The sequence below is a fragment of the Sphingomonas sp. genome, from assembly GCF_030145815.1.
Taxonomy (GTDB): Bacteria; Pseudomonadota; Alphaproteobacteria; order Sphingomonadales; family Sphingomonadaceae; genus Sphingomonas.
Genome location: NZ_JAIXHL010000019.1, coordinates 60,786 through 80,230, shown reverse-complemented (window position 1 = coordinate 80,230; position 19,445 = coordinate 60,786). Strand labels below are relative to the sequence as shown.

Genomic DNA, 19,445 nt, shown 5'->3' with positions numbered 1-19,445 from the left:
AACCTCCTGCGTTGGGGCAGGAATATTTAACTAGCAGGGCAATGTCAAGTTGTCGGGGTCATGTGACCCCAAAATATTTCTGGTGATCGTCAACGGCGTCTGGATCGTTCACCGGCAGGCCGATAAGGCGGTTCAGCCGATGCCTTCTCGATCTCCGTAAGCAGGTCGGTCAACGCGTCTTCCGGCATGAGGCCGCGGACCCGCATCCAATGCCACATCGTCCGGCCAGCACCGCCGATATCGATCACGAGTCGCTGCCCTGCCGAGCCGAGATCCTGATCACTCGACCATAGGCTGCTCAGTTCGGCACGTGCGATCGTGCGGACGCGATAAGGATCTACGGCTGCCGACGCGACCACATCGACCCATTCCCATAGTTGGCCGAGCAGGACGACCGCGATTGGGTCGCCTGCGGCGCTCGGTCCCGCGCTGGTCAGGCGCGGCGCAATCGTGCGGAGGAAGAGCAGCTCATTGCTTCGGACGATCGGGACGGCGACGCTCGGCGGCACATGTGCGTCGAGCAGGAGCAAAACCGTCATAAGCCGGAAGCACTGCCGCAGCGTATAGCCACGGCGAATCGCCGGATCCTCCATCATGTTAGCAGGCCAGTCGTGCCGGCTGATCAGCTTGAGCCGCGTGCGCAGGCGCGCGCGCGATTCCTCATCGAGTTCAGGATGGGTGGCGGTCGGGTCTGATCCGGGGGGCGTGGTGAGAATGACCATTGCCAGATCATCGAGATGGGCTGCGCTGAGACGGTGATGCGAACGATCTGCCATGCGCCGATGCTAGGGCGCGGGCATGCATCCGGGAAGAGCGAGGGTAGCCAGAGTCAGAAATAGCGCCATTCGGGGGTGACTTTGAGGTCCAGCCAGCCGTCACGGTCGCGCGACAGGCTATCGATGGTCACCGCGCCGATGGCGGGCGTGGGTACGACGAGCGTTCGCAGCGGCTGTCCGAGCAGAGCGTCGCGGACTGTGTGCGGGATCTGCCCTGCGCAGGCGAAGGCGCAGTCCGATCGGCTCCGTTCATGGTAGCGCCAGAGCAACTGCTTATCCTTGAATTGCTCGATTTCGACGAGCAGCCGCCGGTAGCGGCGCGAAATGCCGACCACGTTAATGTCGGTTCGCTCGCGGATCTGCCGCAGATACACATGGCCGGGCTTGAGGACAGTGGGCCGCCAGAGCCGCGCCAGTCGCTCAAGCGCCATATCGACCTTGACGGGCGACAGACCTGCCCGCTGCAGGAGGTCGTCGAGCGGATCGGAGAGGTAACGATCATGCATCTTAGGTTTCGCCAGCCTGATTGCATAGGCGGTTGGCACAAGATCAGCTAGCGCGCGCCGCTGCCGCGGTCTCGATCGCCGCCCAGTCGATCATCTCCAGCTTCAGCTGCGCCAAATGCTGGGCGAGCTTGGCGACCGCGCGCCCGAAACCGTAGCGCCCACCGGTGCTCGCAGGAGCATGACCACTGAGCTGATCATGCACATCGATCGGAATGTCGGCGTCGCGGCACAGATCCTTGAACGTGTGCCGGAAGCTATGGAACACGAGACGTGGATCGACGCTGACCTTGTCGATGATCCGGCCGGCGCGCCGGCTCGCTTCCTTAGTCTGGACGTCGAGCGAATCGGGGGTGAGATCGGGAAACAGCTTGGTTTCGCCGGCCGCCCGCAGCGCCTCGACGCGCTTGATGAGTCCGAGCGCAACCAGCCGGGGGTGGAGCGGCAGCAGGCGGATCGACGCCTCGGTCTTGACCCGCTTGGTCGCTTCCAGGTTGGCAGGGTCGATGTAGTCGTCGATATCGACATACCAGACCTGTCCCTCTTGCTTGATGTCGGCGAGCAGGATCTGTCCAAGTTCCTCGATTCGTCCGCCGGTGAACAGCGCGAGCAGAAACAGCCAGCGTAGCGTCACATCGGACACGGCCGCCTTGCTGTGCTCGATCGACCAGGATTGGGTGAACAGCGGGAGCGCGAACAACTTCGAGAGCTCGTCATGGGTGAACGGCCGCCGGTCGCTGGATTTGGAATAGCCCTCGACCTTGATCCCGGCCGAGACGTTGGCGGGAATGAAGCGCTCCTGGAAGGCGAACCCCAGCAGCGCTTGGATCGCGCCCAGATATTTCTTGACCGATGCGGGTTTGACCCGCTCGAGATCCTCGCGCCGGGCGTAGAGTGCGTATTGATCGACGAATGCGAGGCTGCGATGCGCGCGGGACATGCTTGCCGGCATCTTGGCCACAGCGTCGCGGAACTCGAAACAGTCATCGGCCGTGATCTCGCCAATGCCGATGTCGCCGATGTAGCTGGTGAAGTCCTCGACCGCTTTGTCGGCCGCCGCAACGGCCTTCTTGCCCGGCTTGCGTGCCGCCTTCCATTCCTTGGCGAGGTCGCGCAGCTTCATGTCGGGGCGCGCGCGGGTCGCGTTGGGGCGACGTCGCAGAGACTGCACCTGCGGCAACTGTTCTCGCACTTGAGGTGCGGCGAGCGCCGCCGCGATCGCGTCGGCCAGCGGCTCGTCGATGCCGGGGATGTTGCCCTCTGCAAGACCGATCTGGCGCTTGAGCGCGGCGACCTGCTCGGTAAGCAGCGCCCGCCAGCGCCGACGTGGCGTCCGGCGTTGATAGTCGAACCAGAGCTCGCCCAGATGGCGATGACGAGCCGCCATTTCCGCTTCGAGCCGCGCGATGGTCTCCTCGGACAGTTCGTCATCGGTGTCGCTGCCCGCCACGCGCTTGCGATAGGCAATCCATTCTGCTGGCGGCATCGATTGGGCGGTCGGCAGGCGCTCACCCGCGAGATCTGCTACCGCATCATCGAGCTCGCGCAGCACGAACGCGACATCCACCCCGCCCGAAGCGAAGCCGCTTCCCGATCGCCGCGTAAGGTGCCGCTCGACCAGCGCCTGAGCCTCCTCAGCCGAAAGGGCGCCACCGCCCTGGTTCTTCAGCGTTTCACGGAAGGTGGCCAGCTTCTTCTCGAACTCGCCATTGGCGATCGCCAGCTTCTTCCCGGCCTCACGCGCATCCGACGTGCCGAGCGTCACCTTGTAGAGCTCGCCGCAGTTGAACATCGGCCGCAGCGCCTCGGGCACCTTCCGGCGAAGGTAGAAGATGCCGCTGCGGGGATCCTGCCATAGGCCCTTGATCTTGGTCATCGAACGTCTCCGGTGTACTCATCAGGTGTACCCACAGAGACTTAAATGTTCGGAAAACCGCCAATTCTGCCGATTTTAAGCAGATTGGTGACCCCTACGGGAATCGAACCCGTGTTTCAGCCGTGAAAGCCATAGAACAAAACGTGTTCGGACGTTCCTGGACGTCAATGATTACAGATAGTTAGAGATAAGTCGTCCTTGCCGATCCCGGCAAATCCGGCTAGGATAAGAGAGAAATAATCGAGTCCCGCTTGTCTTATGGCCCGTACCGCCGTCGAAGTCCGGATACAGGACCGCACCGCCCGCGCGCGGCTCTTGCCCCGCAAGCGCCCCTATTGGCGCCAGCTCTCGCAAGGCCAGTTTCTCGGCTATTATCGCGGCAAATTGAAAGGCGCCTGGATCGCCCGCTATCACTGCGCCGACACGCAAGCCTATGTCACCGGCACGCTTGGCGAAGCCGACGACCTGCGCGACGCCAATGGCCGCGACATCCTCAGCTACAAACAGGCCTTCGACGCGGCGCTGCACTGGATCGAGATCGAGACCAACGGACCCGCTTCCAGCGCGAGCGATCCCGCCATGACCGTCGGCGACGCGACCCGCACCTATGTCGCCATGCGCGACGCTCGCCGCTCGAGCCAGGCCGGCCGCACCCTCAATTCCGACGCGCATTACAAGCTCAACCGCTTCGTGCTCGAGGATGAGAAGCTCTCCTCGGTCACCCTTGCCTGCCTCAGCGAAAGCGACCTGCGCGCCTGGCAGCTGCGCCTTGCCCGCAAGAAACCCGCGAGCATCCAGCGCGTCGTCAACGATCTGAAAGCCGCGCTCAATGCCGCGTTCGTCGAGCACCGCAAGGCACTGCCCGCCGACCTGCCCACCACGATCAAATACGGGCTCAAGATCGATGCGCCCGAAGTGCTGATCACCGTCGCGCGCGACAACCAGATCCTCAGCGACGACGAAGTCCGCCGCATCGTCGCCGCGGCGCTTCGCCTCGAGGAGGATTTCGGGCGGCTGGTCGCGCTGCTGGCCGCCACCGGCGCGCGCTTCTCGCAGCTTGCCCGCATGACCGTCGGCGACGTCCAGGCCGAACAAGCGCGGCTGATGATCCCGCAGTCGTTCAAGGGCAGAAAGCGCCAGCTCCAATATATCCGTGTCCAGGTCGGGCAGGACATCCTCGCCGCACTCCGGCCGGTGACCGAGGGCAGGACGCTCTCGGCGCCGCTGCTCGAGCATTGGCGCCACAGGCAGACCGGCCCGATGGAATGGGTGCGCGTCGATCGCGGCCCCTGGAGCGCGCCGTCCGAGATGACCCGGATGTGGAAGCGCACCGTCACAGCGGCCGGACTACCCGCCGCGACCATCCCCTATGGCCTGCGTCACTCCTCGATCGTGCGCGGCCTGCGCGCCGGGCTGCCGATCCGGCTGGTCGCCGCTCTCCACGACACCTCGGTCGCGATGATCGAGCGGCATTATTCGCGCTGGATCACCGAGGGGCTCGACGAACTGGTCGCGCGAGCGGTGGTGCCGCTGATGCCGATCGCGGCATGAGACAGGCATAGGACGGCCAGCCGCCAGACGCGTCATACCGCATCGCCATGCTCGCACGGCACCGGCATGCCAACGAAGATGGAAGCCGGCAGGCACGCGCTCGACCAAAGCGCGCCGATCGATCCCACCGACGCCGATCGATCTCGCGGCCCATCTCCATGCCGCACCGTAAGCGCTAGCCGACCGGCTTGCCGGCCCCGCACGAAAGATCGAGCGCCTTATCCCCCAGGCGGCCACAACCCTGGCCGAGTGCGATCGCCGAGAGGTCGGTGGCCGGATCGATCACCCGGTCGGCCTGCTTGCGCTCGGAATAGCGGTCAACGAGCTGGTCGGCCTGCGGCCGGAGCAGCACCGTGAAGCGGACCAACTCCTCCATCACGTCGACGATCCGGTCGTAATAGCTCGACGGCTTCATCCGGCCCGCCTCGTCGAACTCCTTGTACGCCATCGCCACGCTCGACTGGTTGGGGATGGTGAACATCCGCATCCAGCGGCCGAGCAGGCGCAGCGTGTTGACAGCATTGAACGACTGCGAGCCGCCCGATACCTGCATGACGGCGAGGGTGCGGCCCTGGGTTGGGCGCATGCCGCCCATGTTCAGCGGCAAATGATCGACCTGCGCCTTCATGATGCCCGAGACCTGCCCATGGCGTTCGGGACTGCACCAGACCTGCCCTTCGGACCACATCGACAGTTCGCGCAGCTCATGGACAGCGGGATGGTCGTCACCCTGGACCTGATCGGGCAGCGGCAGATCGGAGGGGTCGAAGATCCGCGTCTCAGCGCCGAACAGCTGGAGCAGGCGCGCGGCTTCCTCGACTGCGAAGCGCGAGAAGGAGCGCTCGCGCAGCGATCCGTAGAGCAACAGGATGCGCGGCGGCGACTGGTCGGCACCGAGACCCAGTGCCGGCCGGGCGATCACATAGGATGGATCGAGGGCGGGGAAACGATCGGCATCACAGAGTACGCGAACCCGGCTCATTGCATGTCCTTCACGAGATACGAAGCGCTCGCTGGGCAGAGCGAGGCGAGTTGTTCAGTGGCGGCGATGCCGGGCGGCGCCTCGGCTCGGTCGGCATCGGCAAAGCCGAGCCGCCGGAAGAAGGGGGCGGCCGAGTCGGTGAGCAAATGGAGGCGCGTCACCTCCCCAGGCAGGATCGTCTCGAGCTCGCGGACGAGCGTTGTACCGTGCCCTGCGCCGCGGCGGCTGGGCAGCACCACCAGCGAGCGCAGTAGCCGGTCGGCGCTGTCGCCTTCCAGCCCGACATAGCCGATCGGGCCTGCCGCGTCGGACAGGCCGAAGAACAGGCGGCCGGGCTGCTCGAGGTCGATTGTGGGAAGCTCAGCCTCTTCGAGCGCCCTGCGCAAAATGTCGTAGCCGCCGCGCGGTACCGCGAAGAACACCAGGTCGGTCATGCCGCGGCGCCCGCCTCATACCACCCGCGCGTGCGCTTCACGATGCCGACGACCGAAAGCATGACCGGCACTTCGACGAGCACCCCAACCACGGTCGCGAGCGCCGCGCCCGAGTTGAGTCCGAACAGCGAAATCGCCGCAGCCACCGCCAGCTCGAAGAAGTTGGAGGCGCCGATCAATGCCGCTGGCGCAGCGACGCACCAGGCGACTCCGAGCTTCTTGCTCAGCCAATAGGCGAGCCCGGCATTGAAATAGACCTGGATGATGATCGGTACCGCGAGCAGCACGATCACCAGCGGCCTCGACAGGATCTGCTCGCCCTGAAAGCCGAACAGCAGCACCAGCGTCGCGAGCAGGGCCGAGAGCGAGATGGGCCCCAGCGCCCTGAGCAGCTTGTCGAGCGCAGGCTGGCCGCCGCTTGTCAGCAAGGCCCGGCGCAGCAACTGCGCCGCGATCACCGGCAGGACGATGTAGAGTACGACCGAGAGCAACAATGTGTCCCAGGGTACCGTGATCGAGGCGACGCCGAGCAGCAGTCCGACCAGCGGCGCGAAGGCGAACACCATGATGAGATCGTTGAGCGCGACCTGGCTCAGCGTATAATTGGGCTCGCCGTCGCACAGATTCGACCAGACAAACACCATTGCGGTGCACGGCGCGGCGGCGAGCAGGATCAGGCCTGCGATATAGTCGGACGGGCTACCCGGCAGCAGCGGCGCGAACAGCCAGCCGATGAAGACAGCGCCGAGCAGTGCCATGGAGAAGGGTTTGACCGCCCAGTTGATGAACAGGGTGACGCCGACGCCCTTCCAATGCTGTTTCACCGAACCCAACGCACCGAAGTCGATCTTGAGCAGCATCGGTACGATCATCAGCCAGATCAGCACTGCGACGACGAGGTTGACCCGTGCGACCTCGGCCGCCGCGATCCGCGCGAACACACCCGGCACCCATGCGCCGAGCGCGATTCCTGCAACGATGCAGAGCGCAACCCAAAGTGTCAGCCAGCGCTCGAAGAAGCCGATGCCGGCGCGCGCCGGTGCTGCGGCCGGCGCGTCCGCCACAATGCCGCTACTCATGCCGGGATCCGATTGCCGGCTTCGTCGACGACCCGCTCACCATCTTCCTTGGCGAAGGCGCCCTGCTGCGGCGCCGGCAGAATGTCGAGCACTGCCTCGGAGGGGCGGCACAGCCGGACCCCGAGCGGGCTCACCACGAGCGGGCGGTTGATCAGGATCGGATGCGCCATCATCGCATCGACAAGGATTTCGTCCGACAGCGCCCCGTCACCCAGGCCCAGCTCGGCATAGGGCGTGCCTTTCTCGCGCAGCAGCGCGCGCGGCGTCAGCCCGGCCCGATCGATCAACTGCTCGAGCAAGGCGCGCGCGGGCGGGGTCTTCAGATATTTGATCACATGCGGCTCGATGCCGGCATTGCGGATCATCGCCAGCGTGTTGCGCGACGTCCCGCATTCGGGATTGTGATAGATGATGATGTCAGTCGCCATGTCTACTCGCCTTGGTTGCGCCTTCGCCGCGCCCGATCGCGCGGAGTTTTCCGGTTAGCGCCATGCGGTCATGGCTTTCGTGCGGCAGCGCGAGGAACAGCGAGATGCGGTTGGAAAGATAATAGAGTGCCTGCCTGAACGCGTCGCGCTGGCCATCGCCCTCGACAAGCGCCGGATCGTCGATTCCCCAATGCGCGGTGATCGGATGCCCCGGCCAGACCGGGCAGATTTCACCTGCGGCATTGTCGCAGACGGTGAAGATGAAATCGATCTCGGGCGCGCCGGGCCCGGCGAATTCGTCCCAGCTCTTCGAGCGTAATCCCTCGACCGGATAATCGATCGATTGCAGCAATTCGAGAGCGGCAGGATGAACCTCGCCCTTGGGATGGCTGCCGGCCGAAAAGCCCCGGAAGCGTCCAGCCCCGAGCTTATTCAGGGCGCTTTCGGCTAAAACCGAGCGCGCCGAATTGCCGGTGCACAGGAACAGGACATTGTAGATGCGCCCGCTCATGCTTGACCTTCGGGAATGCAGCGGCTGCTGATCGCAACGCTGGCGAGTGGCGCGCAAATCTCAGGCGAACCATCGCAACAGTCCTGCATCAGGAACTCGAGCAGCTCGGTCATGTTGGCGTAGCGCGCGGTGTAGATGATCGAACGGCCATCGCGCCTGCTCTCGATCAGGTCCGCGTGCGACAGGATGTTGAGATTGGACGAAAGCGTGTTCGGCGGCACGTCGAGCCGCCGCGCGATCTCGCCAGCGGCGAGCCCTTCGGGACCTGCCTGAACGAGCATGCGAAAGACAGCGAGGCGCGCCTCATGGGCGAGCGCGGACAGGGCGGCGACGGCATTTTTCAGTTCCATGTTTCGCCTGTAGCGGAAATGTCGAATCCGACAAATCTCCGTCGCGCCGTTCGCCGCCACCACCATGCGATCAGTCCCGGCTCTGGATTTGAAATTGACCCCACGTGCCTGCCGGGAAGGTTTGCTGGCAGGTCTTGGGTTCGGGACCGGGCAGGGAGCACCGATACAACGCGCTTTTGAGGCGGATCGTCATCGGTCTGTCAGGCGCTGCCCGATAGGTGCAGGTGCCGCTAGCGGGCCGGTTCAGATGCAGCCTGTCGGTGCCCGGCCGTGCTTCCTTGATCACAGCCTTGCCCCTGCTGTCCTGAAACGCACAACGCACCGCCCAATCGCCTTTGCCGTTGATACGTACTTGCAGCACTTCCTCGGGTGGTTCCCATTGTGCAGGCGCTGCGACGAGCAGCAGGAATGCGGTCGACGCGATCAACCCTGTCATCCAATCCTCCCGTGCGTGAAGAAGCTTTACGCGAATCGATTCTGTAGTTCCACTATTGTGGAAATATGGAATTTGCAATTGCCGAAATGGCGTCGGGATCGAAGGGCCTAAGCGCTCCCCGACCGGTCGAGGATCGGACAATCCGGGCGGCCGTCGTCATACCGATTGTCGCTGCCTCGGAGATCGACTAGGATCTGATCGCGTGAAACGCTTGCTCGCCTTGCTACTCCTCGCGGGAGCCCTGACCGGCATGTTCGGTGCGCAGGCGGCGTTCGCCTACGGTTTGGGGCTGGCAAAACCGGCCGCGGTCGAACAGCCAATGGCGATGGCCGACCATGCCATGGCTGGCATGGACTGCGCCGAGATGATGACACCGGCCCAGCCGCAGCCCCCCGAAAAGGGACCGCAGCCGTGCAAGGGGCTGACGCTCGCCTGTATCGCACAGATGGGCTGCACCATCCCCGTCCTGCTTGGCGACGGCCCGGCGCCTGCCACCCTCTCGCCGGCCATGCCGATCCCGTTCCTGCCGACCTATATCGCGCCGCTTGCCGGGCGGTCCTACGGCCCCGAACCCGAGCCGCCCACAGTCCTGATCTGACTTCGAGACCCGCGTCGCGTCGCGCCTGAATGGATCGTTTCGATCCTTCGCGCACCGCGCCGTGCCACTCCGAAATTCAGTTCAAGGACAACACCGATGACTCGATTTGCCTGTCTCGCTGCGACACTCGCCGCGGCCACGATCCTGCCCGCCGCCGCCCAGGCCGCGAACCCGCCTGCCGCCTCCGGTCATTACGAATGGCGCCCCCAGCCCCAGTTCGGGCCGCGCGCGCCGATTGCGCCGCCGCGCCGTGTCTGGGTGGCCGACGCCACACCGGCGGCATCGTGCGACTGCGCGATGATGGCGACGCACGCGACCGGCTGCATGGCGCCCTCGCGCGGCGAGCCTAGCTGAGTCCGATGCCGGCGGGGCGGCAGCGCCCCGCCGGCATCGCAGGCTTCCATGTCAGGAGATCGCCATGCGCACCTTCTTGCTGGCGTCGCTGCTCGCGACGCTTCCCACCGCGGCCGTCGCTGACCCGCTGACCTTTGACGACGCGCTGGCCGTCGCGGCCGCGCAGGCGCCGTCGCTCAAGGCGCGGTCGTTCGACGTCGAGGCGCGGCGTTCCTCCGCGACCGCCGCCGGCCAACTGCCCGATCCCCGCCTCGGCGCCGGGCTCGACAATGTTCCGATCTCGGGGCCGCCCGCCTTTCGCTTTGGTCGTGACGAGATGACGATGGCACGGCTCGGTATCAGCCAGGACGTACCGAACCTCGCCAAGCGCCATGCGCGCAGCGGCAAGGCCGATGCGGATATCGGCGTCGCCGAAGCCGATGCCGGGGCCGAGTTGCGCCGGGTGCGGGTGGCGACCGCGCTTGCCTGGATCGACCTTGCCTATGCGCAACGGCGGCTCGGTGCGCTCGACCAAGCGCTCGCCGAGCTCGCGCAATATGTGGCGCCGGCAGCGTCGAGCGTCGCGTCGGGCTCGGCGCGCCCGGCCCAGACCCTCGAAATTCGCCAGGCGATCGCCGCGCTCGAGGACCGGCGCAGCGAGGTCGCCGCCGAAGTGGCGCGCGCGCGCGCGATCCTGTCGCGCTGGACCGGCGACCCCAGCCCTGAGATCGAGGGCGCGATCCCGAATTTCGCGATCGAGCCGGAGGCGCTGCGCGCCACGATCGACCGGCATCCCGATCTCGCAGCCGTGATCGCGCGCGTGCGTGCCGCCGAGGCCGATGTCTCGCTGGCACGCGCCGAGAAGCGTCCCGATTGGGGGTTCGAGCTTGCCTATCAGAAGCGCGGCAGTGGCTATGGCGACATGGTCTCGTTGGGCGCGACCATGAGCCTTCCGCTGTTTACCCGGAAGCGTCAGGATCCCAGGATCGACGCCGCGGTCGCCAGCGAAGGGGCCGTCCTGGCGCAGCGTGAGGATGTCCGGCGCGCCCTGCGCGCCGAGCTCGAAGCGGGCCTTGCCGACCATGTCATGCACCATGGGCAATGGATGCGCGCGAAGGACACGCTGCTCCCGCTTGCCCGCCAGCGGGCCGATCTCGAGACGGTGAGCTATTCCGCCGGCCGTGCGACCCTGCTCGACCTGATCCAGGCCCAGACAATGTTCGCCGGTGCCGCGCTCCAGATGCTCGACCGCGAAGCCACCGTCGCGCGCGACGCCGCGCGGCTGGTGCTGACCTATGGGGGTGACCAATGACCATCCAGCTTTCACACCGCGCCCGGCTCGGGCTTGCCGGTGCCGTTCTTGCGCTTGCCGCGGGCGCCGCCGGCTACGGCATCGCCCAGTTCGGCCGGACCGATGCGCCGCCGCAACAGGCCGGCCAGGACGGCCGCAAGATCCTCTACTGGTACGACCCGATGGTGCCGAGCCAGCATTTCGACAAGCCGGGCAAGTCGCCGTTCATGGATATGCAGCTCGTGCCCAAATACGCCGATGAGGGCGCGCAGGGCGCGCCTGGCATGGCCATCGATCCGGCGCGGGTGCAAAGCCTGGGGCTTCGTGTCGCCACCGCCGAACGCGGCGCATTGGCGAGCGGCCTCACCGCCACCGGCACGATCGATTTCAACCAGCGCGACGTGGCGATCGTCCAGGCGCGCGCCGCCGGATTTGTGCAACGCGTCTATGCCCGGGCGCCGGGCGATGTGATCGGCGCGGGGGCGCCGCTTGCCGACCTGCTCATTCCCGAATGGGCGGGCGCCCAGGCCGAGTATCTTGCGGTGCGCCGAACCGGCAATCCGGCGCTGGCACAGGCGGCGCGCCAGCGGCTCGCGCTGCTCGGCATGCCGCCCGGCACGATCGCCGCGGTCGAGCGCGGCGGCCGGCCGCACAATGTGATCACGATCGCGACACCGGCCGGCGGCACGATCAAGACGCTCGGCGTGCGCCAGGGCATGACCGTTACCGCCGGACAAACCCTTGCCGAAGTCAATGGACTCGCAACGGTGTGGCTCAACGCCGCGGTTCCCGAAGCGCTGGCGGGGCAGCTCCGCCCCGGCCAAAGCGCGACGGCGACGCTCTCCGCCTGGCCGGGCGAGCGGTTCACCGGCCGCGTCGCCGCGATCCTGCCTGACATCCAGGCCGAGAGCCGCACGCTGACGGTACGGATCGAGTTGCCCAATCGCGGCGGACGCTTGCGCCCGGGTATGTTCGCGAGCGTGGACTTTGGAGGCGCGAGCCGCTCCGCGCTGCTCGTGCCATCCGAAGCGGTGATCCGTACCGGCAAGCGCACGCTCGTCATGCTGGCACTTGCGGGGGGCCGCTATCAGCCGGCCGAGGTCCAGGCCGGCAGCGAAGCTGGCGGCAAGACCGAGATCCTCGCGGGTCTCTCCGACGGCGAGAAGATTGTCGCATCGGGCCAGTTCCTGCTCGATTCCGAAGCGAGCCTGTCGAGCGTGCCCGCGCGGCCGATCGGGGGTTCCGCTCGGCCACCCGCCGCGCAGCCCGCGCTGTATGAAGCGGTCGGCAGGATCGGAAAGATCGACGCCAGCGGCGTGACGCTCGATCATGGCCCTGTACCGGCGCTCAGATGGCCGGCGATGACGATGACGTTCCGGCTCGGCTCGCCCGCGCTCGCGCGCGGGTTCAAGGTCGGCGACCGGGTGCGGTTCGGCTTCGACCAGCCGCCCGAAGGGCCGACATTGCGCCGCATGACGCGCGAGGCAGGGCAATGATCGCGCGCATCATCCTATGGTCGGTCGCGAACAAGCTGTTCGTCGTGCTGGGTGCGCTGGCACTGGTCGCCGCCGGACTCTGGGCGGTGCGGGTGACGCCGATCGACGCACTGCCCGACCTGTCCGACACCCAGGTGATCATCCGCACCAGCTATCCGGGCCAGGCGCCGCAGATCGTCGAGAACCAGGTCACCTATCCGCTGGCAACCACGATGCTGTCGGTACCGGGTGCAAAGACCGTGCGCGGCTACAGCTTCTTCGGCGACAGCTTCGTCTACGTGATCTTCGCCGACGGCACCGATCTCTATTGGGCGCGCAGCCGTGTCCTTGAATATCTCAACCAGGTGCAGGGCCGGATGCCCGAGGCGGCGAAGAGCGCGATCGGGCCGGATGCGACGGGGGTCGGCTGGGTCTATGAATATGCGCTGGTCGACCGCACCGGCGGCCATGACCTGTCGCAGCTACGATCCCTGCAGGACTGGTTCCTGCGCTATGAGCTGAAGAGCCTGCCCGGCGTCGCCGAGGTCGCGAGCATCGGCGGCATGGTCAGGCAGTACCAGGTCGTGCTCGATCCGGTGAAGCTCGCCGGCTACGGCGTCACCCACAGCCAGGCCGTCGAAGCGATCCAGCGCGCCAATCAGGAGGCCGGCGGCGCCGTCGTCGAGCTGGCCGAGGCCGAATATATGGTCCGCGCCTCGGGCTATCTGAAGTCGCTGGACGATTTCCGCGCGATCCCGCTCAGGACCGCCGCGGGCGGGGTCCCGGTGACGCTGGGCGAAGTCGCTACTATCCAGGTCGGTCCCGAAATGCGGCGCGGCATCGCCGAGCTCGATGGCGATGGCGAGGTGGCGGGCGGCGTCGTCATCCTGCGCTCGGGCGCCGATGCGCGCGCCACCATCGCAGCCGTGCAAACCAAGCTCGAGGAACTGAAGAAGAGCCTGCCTGCCGGGGTGGCGATCGTCCCGACCTATGATCGTTCGCAGCTGATCGACGCGTCGATCGACAACCTCACCCACAAGCTCATCGAGGAGTTCATCGTCGTCGCGCTCGTTTGCGCGCTGTTCCTCTGGCACGTCCGCTCGGCGCTGGTCGCGATCGTGACCCTGCCGCTCGGCATCCTCGCGGCCTTCGTCGTGATGCGCTTCCAGGGCGTCAACGCCAATATCATGTCGCTGGGCGGCATCGCGATCGCGATCGGCGCCATGGTCGACGCGGCGATCGTGATGATCGAGAACGCGCACAAGGCGCTGGAGCGCTGGGAGCATGATCATCCCGGCGAGCGGCTGGAAGGCACCGAGCGCTGGCGGGTGATCACCCAGGCCGCGATCGAGGTCGGGCCGGCACTGTTCTTCAGCCTGCTCATCATCACGCTGTCGTTCGTGCCCGTGTTTACGCTTCAGGCGCAGGAAGGGCGGCTGTTCGCGCCGCTCGCCTTCACCAAGACCTATACCATGGCGGCGGCAGCGATCCTGTCGGTGACGCTGGTCCCCGTGCTGATGGGCTGGCTGATCCGCGGCCGCATCCCGTCCGAGCAGGCCAATCCGATCAACCGTGCGCTCACCGCCGCGTACCGCCCCGCGATCGACTGGACGCTCCGGCGGCCGAAGACGGTGCTGGTGATCGCGCTGCTCGTGTTCGCGACCACCGCCTGGCCGGTGTCGCGGCTCGGCGGCGAGTTCCTGCCCGCGATGAACGAGGGCGACCTGCTCTACATGCCCTCGGCACTGCCCGGGCTGTCGGCGGCCAAGGCGTCCGAGCTGCTCCAGCAGACCGACCGGATGATCAAGACCGTCCCCGAGGTGCAGAGCGTGTTCGGCAAGGCCGGGCGTGCCGAGAGCGCGACCGACCCGGCACCGCTCGAGATGTTCGAGACGACGATCCGCTTCAAGCCTCGCGACCAGTGGCGGCCGGGCATGACGCCGGAGAAGCTGGTCGAGGAGCTCGACCGCGCGGTGAAGGTGCCGGGACTCGCCAATATCTGGGTGCCCCCGATCCGCAACCGCATCGACATGCTCGCGACCGGCATCAAGAGCCCGATCGGCGTCAAGGTATCGGGAAGCGACCTTGCCGAGATCGACCGCATCGCGCGCGACGTCGAGGGCGTGGCCAAGGCCGTCCCCGGCGTCGGCTCGGCACTCGCCGAACGACTGACCGGCGGGCGTTACGTCGATATCGACATCGATCGCGCCGCAGCGGCCCGATACGGGCTCAACATCGCCGACGTGCAGGCGATCGTCGCCGGCGCGATCGGCGGCGAGACGATCGGCCAGACGGTCGAGGGGCTGGCACGCTATCCGATCAGCGTGCGCTATCCGCGCGAGCTGCGCGACAGCCCCGAGGCTTTGCGGGCGCTACCGGTGCTGACCCCTTCGGGCCAGCAGATCACGCTCGGCACCGTCGCCAAGGTCGCGATCGCCGACGGGCCGCCGATGCTCAAGACCGAGAATGGGCGGCCCTCGACCTGGGTCTATGTCGATGTGCGCGGGCGCGACCTCGCTTCGGTGGTGTCCGACCTGCAAGCGGCGGTGGCGCGGCAGGTCAAGCTCTCGCCGGGCGTGTCGATCGCCTATTCGGGACAGTTCGAATATCTGCAGCGCGCGCTCGACCGGCTGATGCTGGTGGTGCCTGCCACGCTGGCGATCATCTTCCTGCTGCTGTTCCTGATCTTCCGGCGCGTCGGCGAAGCGGCGCTGATCATGGGCACCTTGCCGTTCGCGATGACGGGAGGCTTCTGGCTGCTCTACCTGCTCGGCTATCACCAGTCGGTCGCAACCGGGGTCGGGTTCATCGCCCTGGCCGGGGTCGCCGCCGAGTTCGGCGTGGTGATGCTCATCTATCTCAAGCATGCGCTCGAGGCGCGCGGGCCCGAACCCGCCGCCGACGAGGTCCAGCACGCGGTTCGCGAAGGCGCGCTGCTGCGCGTCCGGCCCAAGGCGATGACGGTCGCGGTGATCATCGCCGGCCTGTTGCCGATCCTGGTCGGCTCGGGCGCGGGCTCCGAGGTCATGAGCCGGATCGCCGCGCCGATGATCGGCGGCATGCTCACGGCGCCGCTCCTGTCGATGTTCGTGATCCCCGCCGCCTACCTCCTGATGCGCCGGCCCGGCGCGACGCCCGCTTCAACCCGCAACCTGCAAGGAGACGACCAATGAACCCACTCTACCTGACCCCGGCACTCGGCCTCGCCATGCTGCTCGCCGCCTGCGGCGAGAAGCCCGCGAGCGATACGGCGGCACCCGCCAACACCGCGACGGCCGACGCGCCCGGCGGCACGGACGCTATGTCGGGCAATATGGCGATGCCCGCCGAGGCGAAGTCGAGCAAGGGCGTCGGCACCGTGACCGCGCTCGACAAGGCGGCCGGCGAGATCACGCTCGATCACGGCCCGATTCCAGAGCTCGGCTGGCCGGCGATGACGATGGCGTTCACCGCAAAGCCCGAACTGCTGGGCGGCGTCGCTGTCGGGGACAAAATTGCCTTCGACCTGACCGTTCGCGGCAATGCCGGTGAGGTGACCGCGATCGCAAAGCAATAGCCGGCACGGTTCCAAACCCTGTTCCCGGGCCGCCGCTAAGGCGGTGGCCCGCCCCGGCCTCGTCCGGCTAGCGGCAGCAGGCGGCGTCCGGTCCCGCGAGTTGGATCGGGGGACAGGGCTCGGTGCCATAGGAACAGAAGACGCAGCAATCGCCGGCCTTTGGCCGCAGCACCGCCCCGCACCCGCTGCAGTCATAGAAATACTGGCAGGCGCTCGTCGGCATTGTCTCGGTCTTTGCCACCCCGCACAGCGGACAGGTGAGCGTCGATTGGGGAATGAACGAGCCCTCAGACATAGGAATAGCCGAGCCAGAGGAGGATCGCGCCGAGCAGCAGGCCGATGAGGAGGACCACCCGCACGCCAGGCGGCGTACAGGCACCATCGGGGCCGCAGGCCCTCGCGATGCGCTGCTGCCGCCAGAGCAGGACCGCGCCGCCGATCAGGAAAAGCGCGCTCACGCACAGCAGCAGCGTCCGATACGGGCTGGCAGCCATGGCGATACCGCCGAGCCAACCGGCGCCGAGGCCAGCGGTGGCGAGCAACATCGGCAGCGCGCAGCACGACGCGACGCCAAAGGCTGCCGCGATGCCGCCGGCCGTAAAAATGGCGGCGCCGCGCGCGCCCGAAGGCGGACGGGAATCAGGCGGTCCGGACACGATGGGCGACTCCTTGCGATCAACGGAATCGCACCCTACCGTCTGTAGCCGCTACAGACTCAACCCCCAATTTCGAGCAGCGGATGACGACATCGGAGACCATCGCAATCGGGGAGCTGTCGCGGCGCACCCGCTGCAATATCGAGACGATCCGCTATTATGAGCGTATCGGGCTCCTGCCCAAGGCCGCGCGACGCGGCCGCTATCGCAGTTTCGGCACGGCCGATGTCGCGCGGCTCAATTTCGTCCGGCGCGCCCGCGAACTGGGCTTCACGCTGGACGAGATCCGCGCGCTGCTCGGCATAGCCACCGCCGACACTGTCTCCTGTGACGATGCCCGCGAGATCGCGGCCTCGCACCTCAAGCAGGTTCGCGCGCGAATCGTGGATTTGAAGCGCATGGAGCGGGTGCTCGCCGACACCGTTCGGGCCTGCAGCGCCGGCGATCAGGTCGGGTGCCCGCTGATCAGTACATTGTCCGCGCGCCATTGAGCGGATCCAGGGCTTTGAGCCCAAGCCTGGCCAGCCGTTGGCGATCCGATCGCCGAATTTGGAAATAGCCCTTGACCCTCGACCTGCTAGAGGGTGCAGATCGCGAACGATTCTTAACAAGGGACTCGTCGATGCGCCCCGGCCACCTTGCTGCTCCCACCCCTGCCGATGCGCGCCGACCCTTGTTGCTGTGGTTGGTGTTGGCGCTGACCATGCTGACGCTGCCGCTCGCGGCGCGGGCCAGCGATGCCGAGGTGCAGACGACCTGGCGGCTGCTCGACTATATCGCCGTCGACTATTCGGGCGCGGTCTCTGGCGGCAAGGTCATCAGCGCCGCCGAATATGCCGAGATGACCGAATTCGCGGGCCAGGTCGAAACGCGTATCCAGACGCTGGCACCCGGCTCGGCCAGGACCGATCTGCTCCGTCGATCGGCCGCCCTGCGCAGCGCAATCGCCGCCAGGGAATCGCCGCAAGCGGTGGCCGGGCAATCGCGGGCGCTCGCCGCCGCGTTGCTCGCGGCCTATCCGGTTCCGCTGGCGCCCAGTTCTCCGCCCGAGCTCACGCGCGTTGCCGCGCTGTATGCGCAGAATTGCGCATCCTGCCATGGCGCGAACGGCGACGGCCATGGACGCGACGCAGCCGGGCTCGATCCCCCGCCGATCGCGTTCACCGACAAGGCGCGTGCCGATCAGCGCAGCCTGTTCGGCCTCTATCAGGTGATCAGCCAGGGCCTCGACGGCACGGCGATGCAGAGCTTCGCGGCGCTGCCCGAGGCCGATCGCTGGGCGCTGGCCTTCCATGCCGGCCAAATCGCCTATCCCGAAGCGGCGGCGCGCGAGGGCGAGCGGTTGTGGCGCGAGGACGCGGCGATCCGCGCCCGATATCCCAATCTGGCGGCGCTGGTCGGCGTCACCCCGGCCGCTTTGGCGGCCGACATCGGTTCGCAAAAAGCGACCGCGCTCACTGCCTATCTGCGCCGCCATCCCGACGCGGTGACCGTGCGCGTCGATGGTTCGCTCGCGCTGACGCGCGAACGGCTCGCCCAGAGCCTGGCTGCCTATCGCGCCGGCGACCGCAAGGCCGCGGCGGATCTCGCGCTGTCCGCCTATCTCGACGGCTTCGAGCCGGTCGAGCCGGTGCTCGCTGCACGGGATGCGGCGCTGATGGCGCGGATCGAAGGTGCGATGGGCGCGCTTCGCGCGGCGATCGGACAAGGGCGTCCGGTCAGCGAAGTCGAAGTGGCGAACCGTTCGCTGGCAAATCTGTTCAGCGAGGCCGAAGCCGCGCTGGCGCCCGAGCGGGCGAGCGGCGCATCGAGCTTCCTCGGCGCGTTCGGCGTGCTGCTGCGCGAGGGACTCGAAGCGCTGCTGATCGTCATCGCGATGATCGCGTTCCTCAGAAAGACCGAGCGCACCGAAGTGCTCGGCTTCGTCCATGGCGGCTGGATCGCCGCGCTCGCCGCCGGGATCGCCACCTGGTTCGTCGCGACCTATTTCATCAGCGTGAGCGGCGCATCGCGCGAGCTCACCGAAGGGTTCGGGTCGCTGTTCGCGGCGATCATCCTGCTCAGCGTCGGCATCTGGATGCACGGCAAGAGCAATGCCGAGGCGTGGCAGCGCTATGTGAAGGCCAAAGTGACCGCGGCGCTGTCGCGCCAGTCGGGCTGGTTCCTGTTCCTGCTTTCCTTCCTCGTCGTCTATCGCGAGGTGTTCGAGACGATCCTGTTCTACGCCGCGCTCTGGGCGGAGGGGAATGGTATGGCGATGCTGGCCGGCGCTGCCACCGCTGCCGGCCTGCTCGCCGTGATCGCCTGGGTCATGCTCCGGTTCAGCGCCCGGCTTCCGATCACCCAATTCTTCTCGTGGAGCGCGATCCTGATCGCGATCCTCGCGGTCGTGCTCGCCGGCAAGGGCGTCGCCGGGCTGCAGGAGGCCGGGATCCTCGGCGTGATGCCCCTCGCCAACGTGCCGCGCATCGAGATTCTCGGGCTGTTTCCGACGACCCAGACCGTGCTTGCGCAGATCGCGGCGATCGGCGTGCTGGTTGCCGGCTTCTGGTACAGTGGGCGCAGCGCGGCCGCCGCCCGCGTGCCGGGCTCAACTGCCGAATAGCCGGC

Annotated in this window: 21 protein-coding genes; 9 read left to right on the top strand and 12 right to left on the bottom strand. The window is 66.9% G+C overall.

What is annotated here, in order from left to right:
• Window positions 1-89 precede the first annotated feature (89 nt).
• Genes KYX69_RS16465 through KYX69_RS16455 form a run of 3 tightly spaced genes read right to left on the bottom strand, consistent with a single transcriptional unit; the run spans window position 90 to window position 3,155 of the window.
• Window positions 90-776: a hypothetical protein gene (locus tag KYX69_RS16465; RefSeq protein WP_300499037.1), complete on the bottom strand. Its 687-nt coding sequence runs from the start codon at window positions 774-776 to the stop codon at window positions 90-92.
• Window positions 777-829: 53 nt separating this feature from the next.
• Window positions 830-1,282 carry a hypothetical protein gene (locus KYX69_RS16460; protein WP_300499034.1) on the bottom strand — a complete coding sequence of 151 codons (453 nt, stop codon included), beginning with the start codon at window positions 1,280-1,282 and terminating at the stop codon, window positions 830-832.
• A gap of 43 nt (window positions 1,283-1,325) precedes the next feature.
• On the bottom strand, window positions 1,326-3,155 hold the full coding sequence (locus KYX69_RS16455; protein WP_300499029.1) for a site-specific integrase: 1,830 nt from the start codon (window positions 3,153-3,155) through the stop codon (window positions 1,326-1,328).
• 258 nt (window positions 3,156-3,413) lie between these two features.
• Between KYX69_RS16455 and KYX69_RS16450 the strand changes: the two genes are divergently transcribed.
• The gene (locus tag KYX69_RS16450; RefSeq protein ID WP_066573147.1) at window positions 3,414-4,706 is read left to right on the top strand and encodes a tyrosine-type recombinase/integrase; all 1,293 of its coding nucleotides are present in this window, start codon (window positions 3,414-3,416) and stop codon (window positions 4,704-4,706) included.
• A 175-nt stretch (window positions 4,707-4,881) separates the two neighbouring features.
• Here the strand turns inward: KYX69_RS16450 and arsH are convergent, their stop codons facing one another.
• The 7 genes from arsH to KYX69_RS16415 all read right to left on the bottom strand — a co-directional run bounded on the left by arsH (window position 4,882) and on the right by KYX69_RS16415 (window position 8,926).
• Window positions 4,882-5,688, bottom strand: a complete 807-nt coding sequence (gene arsH / locus KYX69_RS16445; protein ID WP_082737996.1) for an arsenical resistance protein ArsH — start codon at window positions 5,686-5,688, stop codon at window positions 4,882-4,884.
• Window positions 5,685-6,122, bottom strand: coding sequence for a GNAT family N-acetyltransferase (locus KYX69_RS16440; protein WP_066573149.1), 438 nt, complete (start codon window positions 6,120-6,122; stop codon window positions 5,685-5,687). The genes arsH and KYX69_RS16440 overlap by 4 nt, the downstream gene beginning before the upstream one ends.
• Window positions 6,119-7,201: an ACR3 family arsenite efflux transporter gene (gene arsB / locus KYX69_RS16435; protein WP_066573151.1), complete on the bottom strand. Its 1,083-nt coding sequence runs from the start codon at window positions 7,199-7,201 to the stop codon at window positions 6,119-6,121. The genes KYX69_RS16440 and arsB overlap by 4 nt, the downstream gene beginning before the upstream one ends.
• Entirely contained in the window at window positions 7,198-7,629 is a 432-nt protein-coding gene (gene arsC, locus KYX69_RS16430) for an arsenate reductase (glutaredoxin) (RefSeq protein WP_066573153.1), read from the bottom strand. Before arsC ends, arsB begins: the two co-directional genes overlap by 4 nt.
• Window positions 7,619-8,140: an arsenate reductase ArsC gene (locus KYX69_RS16425; RefSeq protein WP_066573155.1), complete on the bottom strand. Its 522-nt coding sequence runs from the start codon at window positions 8,138-8,140 to the stop codon at window positions 7,619-7,621. The genes arsC and KYX69_RS16425 overlap by 11 nt, the downstream gene beginning before the upstream one ends.
• Entirely contained in the window at window positions 8,137-8,490 is a 354-nt protein-coding gene (locus KYX69_RS16420; RefSeq protein ID WP_066573156.1) for a helix-turn-helix domain-containing protein, read from the bottom strand. The genes KYX69_RS16425 and KYX69_RS16420 overlap by 4 nt, the downstream gene beginning before the upstream one ends.
• 70 nt (window positions 8,491-8,560) lie before the next feature.
• Entirely contained in the window at window positions 8,561-8,926 is a 366-nt protein-coding gene (locus KYX69_RS16415; RefSeq protein WP_066573158.1) for a hypothetical protein, read from the bottom strand.
• Window positions 8,927-9,128: 202 nt separating this feature from the next.
• Here KYX69_RS16415 and KYX69_RS16410 point away from each other — a divergent pair, with 202 nt between their 5' ends.
• The 6 genes from KYX69_RS16410 to KYX69_RS16385 all read left to right on the top strand — a co-directional run bounded on the left by KYX69_RS16410 (window position 9,129) and on the right by KYX69_RS16385 (window position 16,179).
• Window positions 9,129-9,524, top strand: a complete 396-nt coding sequence (locus KYX69_RS16410) for a hypothetical protein (protein ID WP_075152906.1) — start codon at window positions 9,129-9,131, stop codon at window positions 9,522-9,524.
• A 96-nt stretch (window positions 9,525-9,620) separates the two neighbouring features.
• On the top strand, window positions 9,621-9,878 hold the full coding sequence (locus KYX69_RS16405) for a hypothetical protein (RefSeq protein ID WP_075152905.1): 258 nt from the start codon (window positions 9,621-9,623) through the stop codon (window positions 9,876-9,878).
• A 64-nt stretch (window positions 9,879-9,942) separates the two neighbouring features.
• The gene (locus tag KYX69_RS16400) at window positions 9,943-11,169 is read left to right on the top strand and encodes a TolC family protein (protein WP_066573163.1); all 1,227 of its coding nucleotides are present in this window, start codon (window positions 9,943-9,945) and stop codon (window positions 11,167-11,169) included.
• Window positions 11,166-12,644: an efflux RND transporter periplasmic adaptor subunit gene (locus KYX69_RS16395; protein ID WP_066573165.1), complete on the top strand. Its 1,479-nt coding sequence runs from the start codon at window positions 11,166-11,168 to the stop codon at window positions 12,642-12,644. The genes KYX69_RS16400 and KYX69_RS16395 overlap by 4 nt, the downstream gene beginning before the upstream one ends.
• The gene (locus KYX69_RS16390; RefSeq protein ID WP_066573166.1) at window positions 12,641-15,796 is read left to right on the top strand and encodes an efflux RND transporter permease subunit; all 3,156 of its coding nucleotides are present in this window, start codon (window positions 12,641-12,643) and stop codon (window positions 15,794-15,796) included. Before KYX69_RS16395 ends, KYX69_RS16390 begins: the two co-directional genes overlap by 4 nt.
• Window positions 15,793-16,179, top strand: coding sequence for a copper-binding protein (locus tag KYX69_RS16385; protein WP_066573168.1), 387 nt, complete (start codon window positions 15,793-15,795; stop codon window positions 16,177-16,179). Before KYX69_RS16390 ends, KYX69_RS16385 begins: the two co-directional genes overlap by 4 nt.
• A gap of 67 nt (window positions 16,180-16,246) precedes the next feature.
• On the opposite strand, the gene KYX69_RS16380 is transcribed toward KYX69_RS16385, so the two are convergent.
• Both KYX69_RS16380 and KYX69_RS16375 read right to left on the bottom strand, forming a co-directional pair.
• The gene (locus KYX69_RS16380; RefSeq protein WP_075152904.1) at window positions 16,247-16,474 is read right to left on the bottom strand and encodes a GDCCVxC domain-containing (seleno)protein; all 228 of its coding nucleotides are present in this window, start codon (window positions 16,472-16,474) and stop codon (window positions 16,247-16,249) included.
• Window positions 16,467-16,835, bottom strand: a complete 369-nt coding sequence (locus KYX69_RS16375) for a mercuric transporter MerT family protein (protein WP_066573170.1) — start codon at window positions 16,833-16,835, stop codon at window positions 16,467-16,469. The genes KYX69_RS16380 and KYX69_RS16375 overlap by 8 nt, the downstream gene beginning before the upstream one ends.
• Window positions 16,836-16,918: 83 nt before the next feature.
• On the opposite strand from KYX69_RS16375, the gene KYX69_RS16370 reads away from it, so the two are divergent.
• Complete coding sequence (locus KYX69_RS16370) at window positions 16,919-17,326, top strand: helix-turn-helix domain-containing protein (protein WP_066573173.1); 408 nt, start codon at window positions 16,919-16,921, stop codon at window positions 17,324-17,326.
• Window positions 17,327-17,538: 212 nt separating this feature from the next.
• Window positions 17,539-19,440, top strand: coding sequence for an FTR1 family protein (locus KYX69_RS16365; protein WP_300499084.1), 1,902 nt, complete (start codon window positions 17,539-17,541; stop codon window positions 19,438-19,440).
• The last annotated feature ends 5 nt before the right edge of the window (window positions 19,441-19,445 follow it).

Excerpts from the sequence above, each read along its gene's own strand:
- KYX69_RS16465 (WP_300499037.1), bottom strand. The coding sequence starts at position 776 with ATGGCAGATCGTTCGCATCACCGTCTCAGCGCAGCCCATCTCGATGAT.
- KYX69_RS16460 (WP_300499034.1), bottom strand. The coding sequence starts at position 1,282 with ATGCATGATCGTTACCTCTCCGATCCGCTCGACGACCTCCTGCAGCGG.
- KYX69_RS16455 (WP_300499029.1), bottom strand. The coding sequence starts at position 3,155 with ATGACCAAGATCAAGGGCCTATGGCAGGATCCCCGCAGCGGCATCTTC.
- KYX69_RS16450 (WP_066573147.1), top strand. The coding sequence starts at position 3,414 with ATGGCCCGTACCGCCGTCGAAGTCCGGATACAGGACCGCACCGCCCGC.
- arsH (WP_082737996.1), bottom strand. The coding sequence starts at position 5,688 with ATGAGCCGGGTTCGCGTACTCTGTGATGCCGATCGTTTCCCCGCCCTC.
- KYX69_RS16440 (WP_066573149.1), bottom strand. The coding sequence starts at position 6,122 with ATGACCGACCTGGTGTTCTTCGCGGTACCGCGCGGCGGCTACGACATT.
- arsB (WP_066573151.1), bottom strand. The coding sequence starts at position 7,201 with ATGAGTAGCGGCATTGTGGCGGACGCGCCGGCCGCAGCACCGGCGCGC.
- arsC (WP_066573153.1), bottom strand. The coding sequence starts at position 7,629 with ATGGCGACTGACATCATCATCTATCACAATCCCGAATGCGGGACGTCG.
- KYX69_RS16425 (WP_066573155.1), bottom strand. The coding sequence starts at position 8,140 with ATGAGCGGGCGCATCTACAATGTCCTGTTCCTGTGCACCGGCAATTCG.
- KYX69_RS16420 (WP_066573156.1), bottom strand. The coding sequence starts at position 8,490 with ATGGAACTGAAAAATGCCGTCGCCGCCCTGTCCGCGCTCGCCCATGAG.
- KYX69_RS16415 (WP_066573158.1), bottom strand. The coding sequence starts at position 8,926 with ATGACAGGGTTGATCGCGTCGACCGCATTCCTGCTGCTCGTCGCAGCG.
- KYX69_RS16405 (WP_075152905.1), top strand. The coding sequence starts at position 9,621 with ATGACTCGATTTGCCTGTCTCGCTGCGACACTCGCCGCGGCCACGATC.
- KYX69_RS16400 (WP_066573163.1), top strand. The coding sequence starts at position 9,943 with ATGCGCACCTTCTTGCTGGCGTCGCTGCTCGCGACGCTTCCCACCGCG.
- KYX69_RS16395 (WP_066573165.1), top strand. The coding sequence starts at position 11,166 with ATGACCATCCAGCTTTCACACCGCGCCCGGCTCGGGCTTGCCGGTGCC.
- KYX69_RS16390 (WP_066573166.1), top strand. The coding sequence starts at position 12,641 with ATGATCGCGCGCATCATCCTATGGTCGGTCGCGAACAAGCTGTTCGTC.
- KYX69_RS16385 (WP_066573168.1), top strand. The coding sequence starts at position 15,793 with ATGAACCCACTCTACCTGACCCCGGCACTCGGCCTCGCCATGCTGCTC.
- KYX69_RS16380 (WP_075152904.1), bottom strand. The coding sequence starts at position 16,474 with ATGTCTGAGGGCTCGTTCATTCCCCAATCGACGCTCACCTGTCCGCTG.
- KYX69_RS16370 (WP_066573173.1), top strand. The coding sequence starts at position 16,919 with ATGACGACATCGGAGACCATCGCAATCGGGGAGCTGTCGCGGCGCACC.
- KYX69_RS16365 (WP_300499084.1), top strand. The coding sequence starts at position 17,539 with ATGCTGACGCTGCCGCTCGCGGCGCGGGCCAGCGATGCCGAGGTGCAG.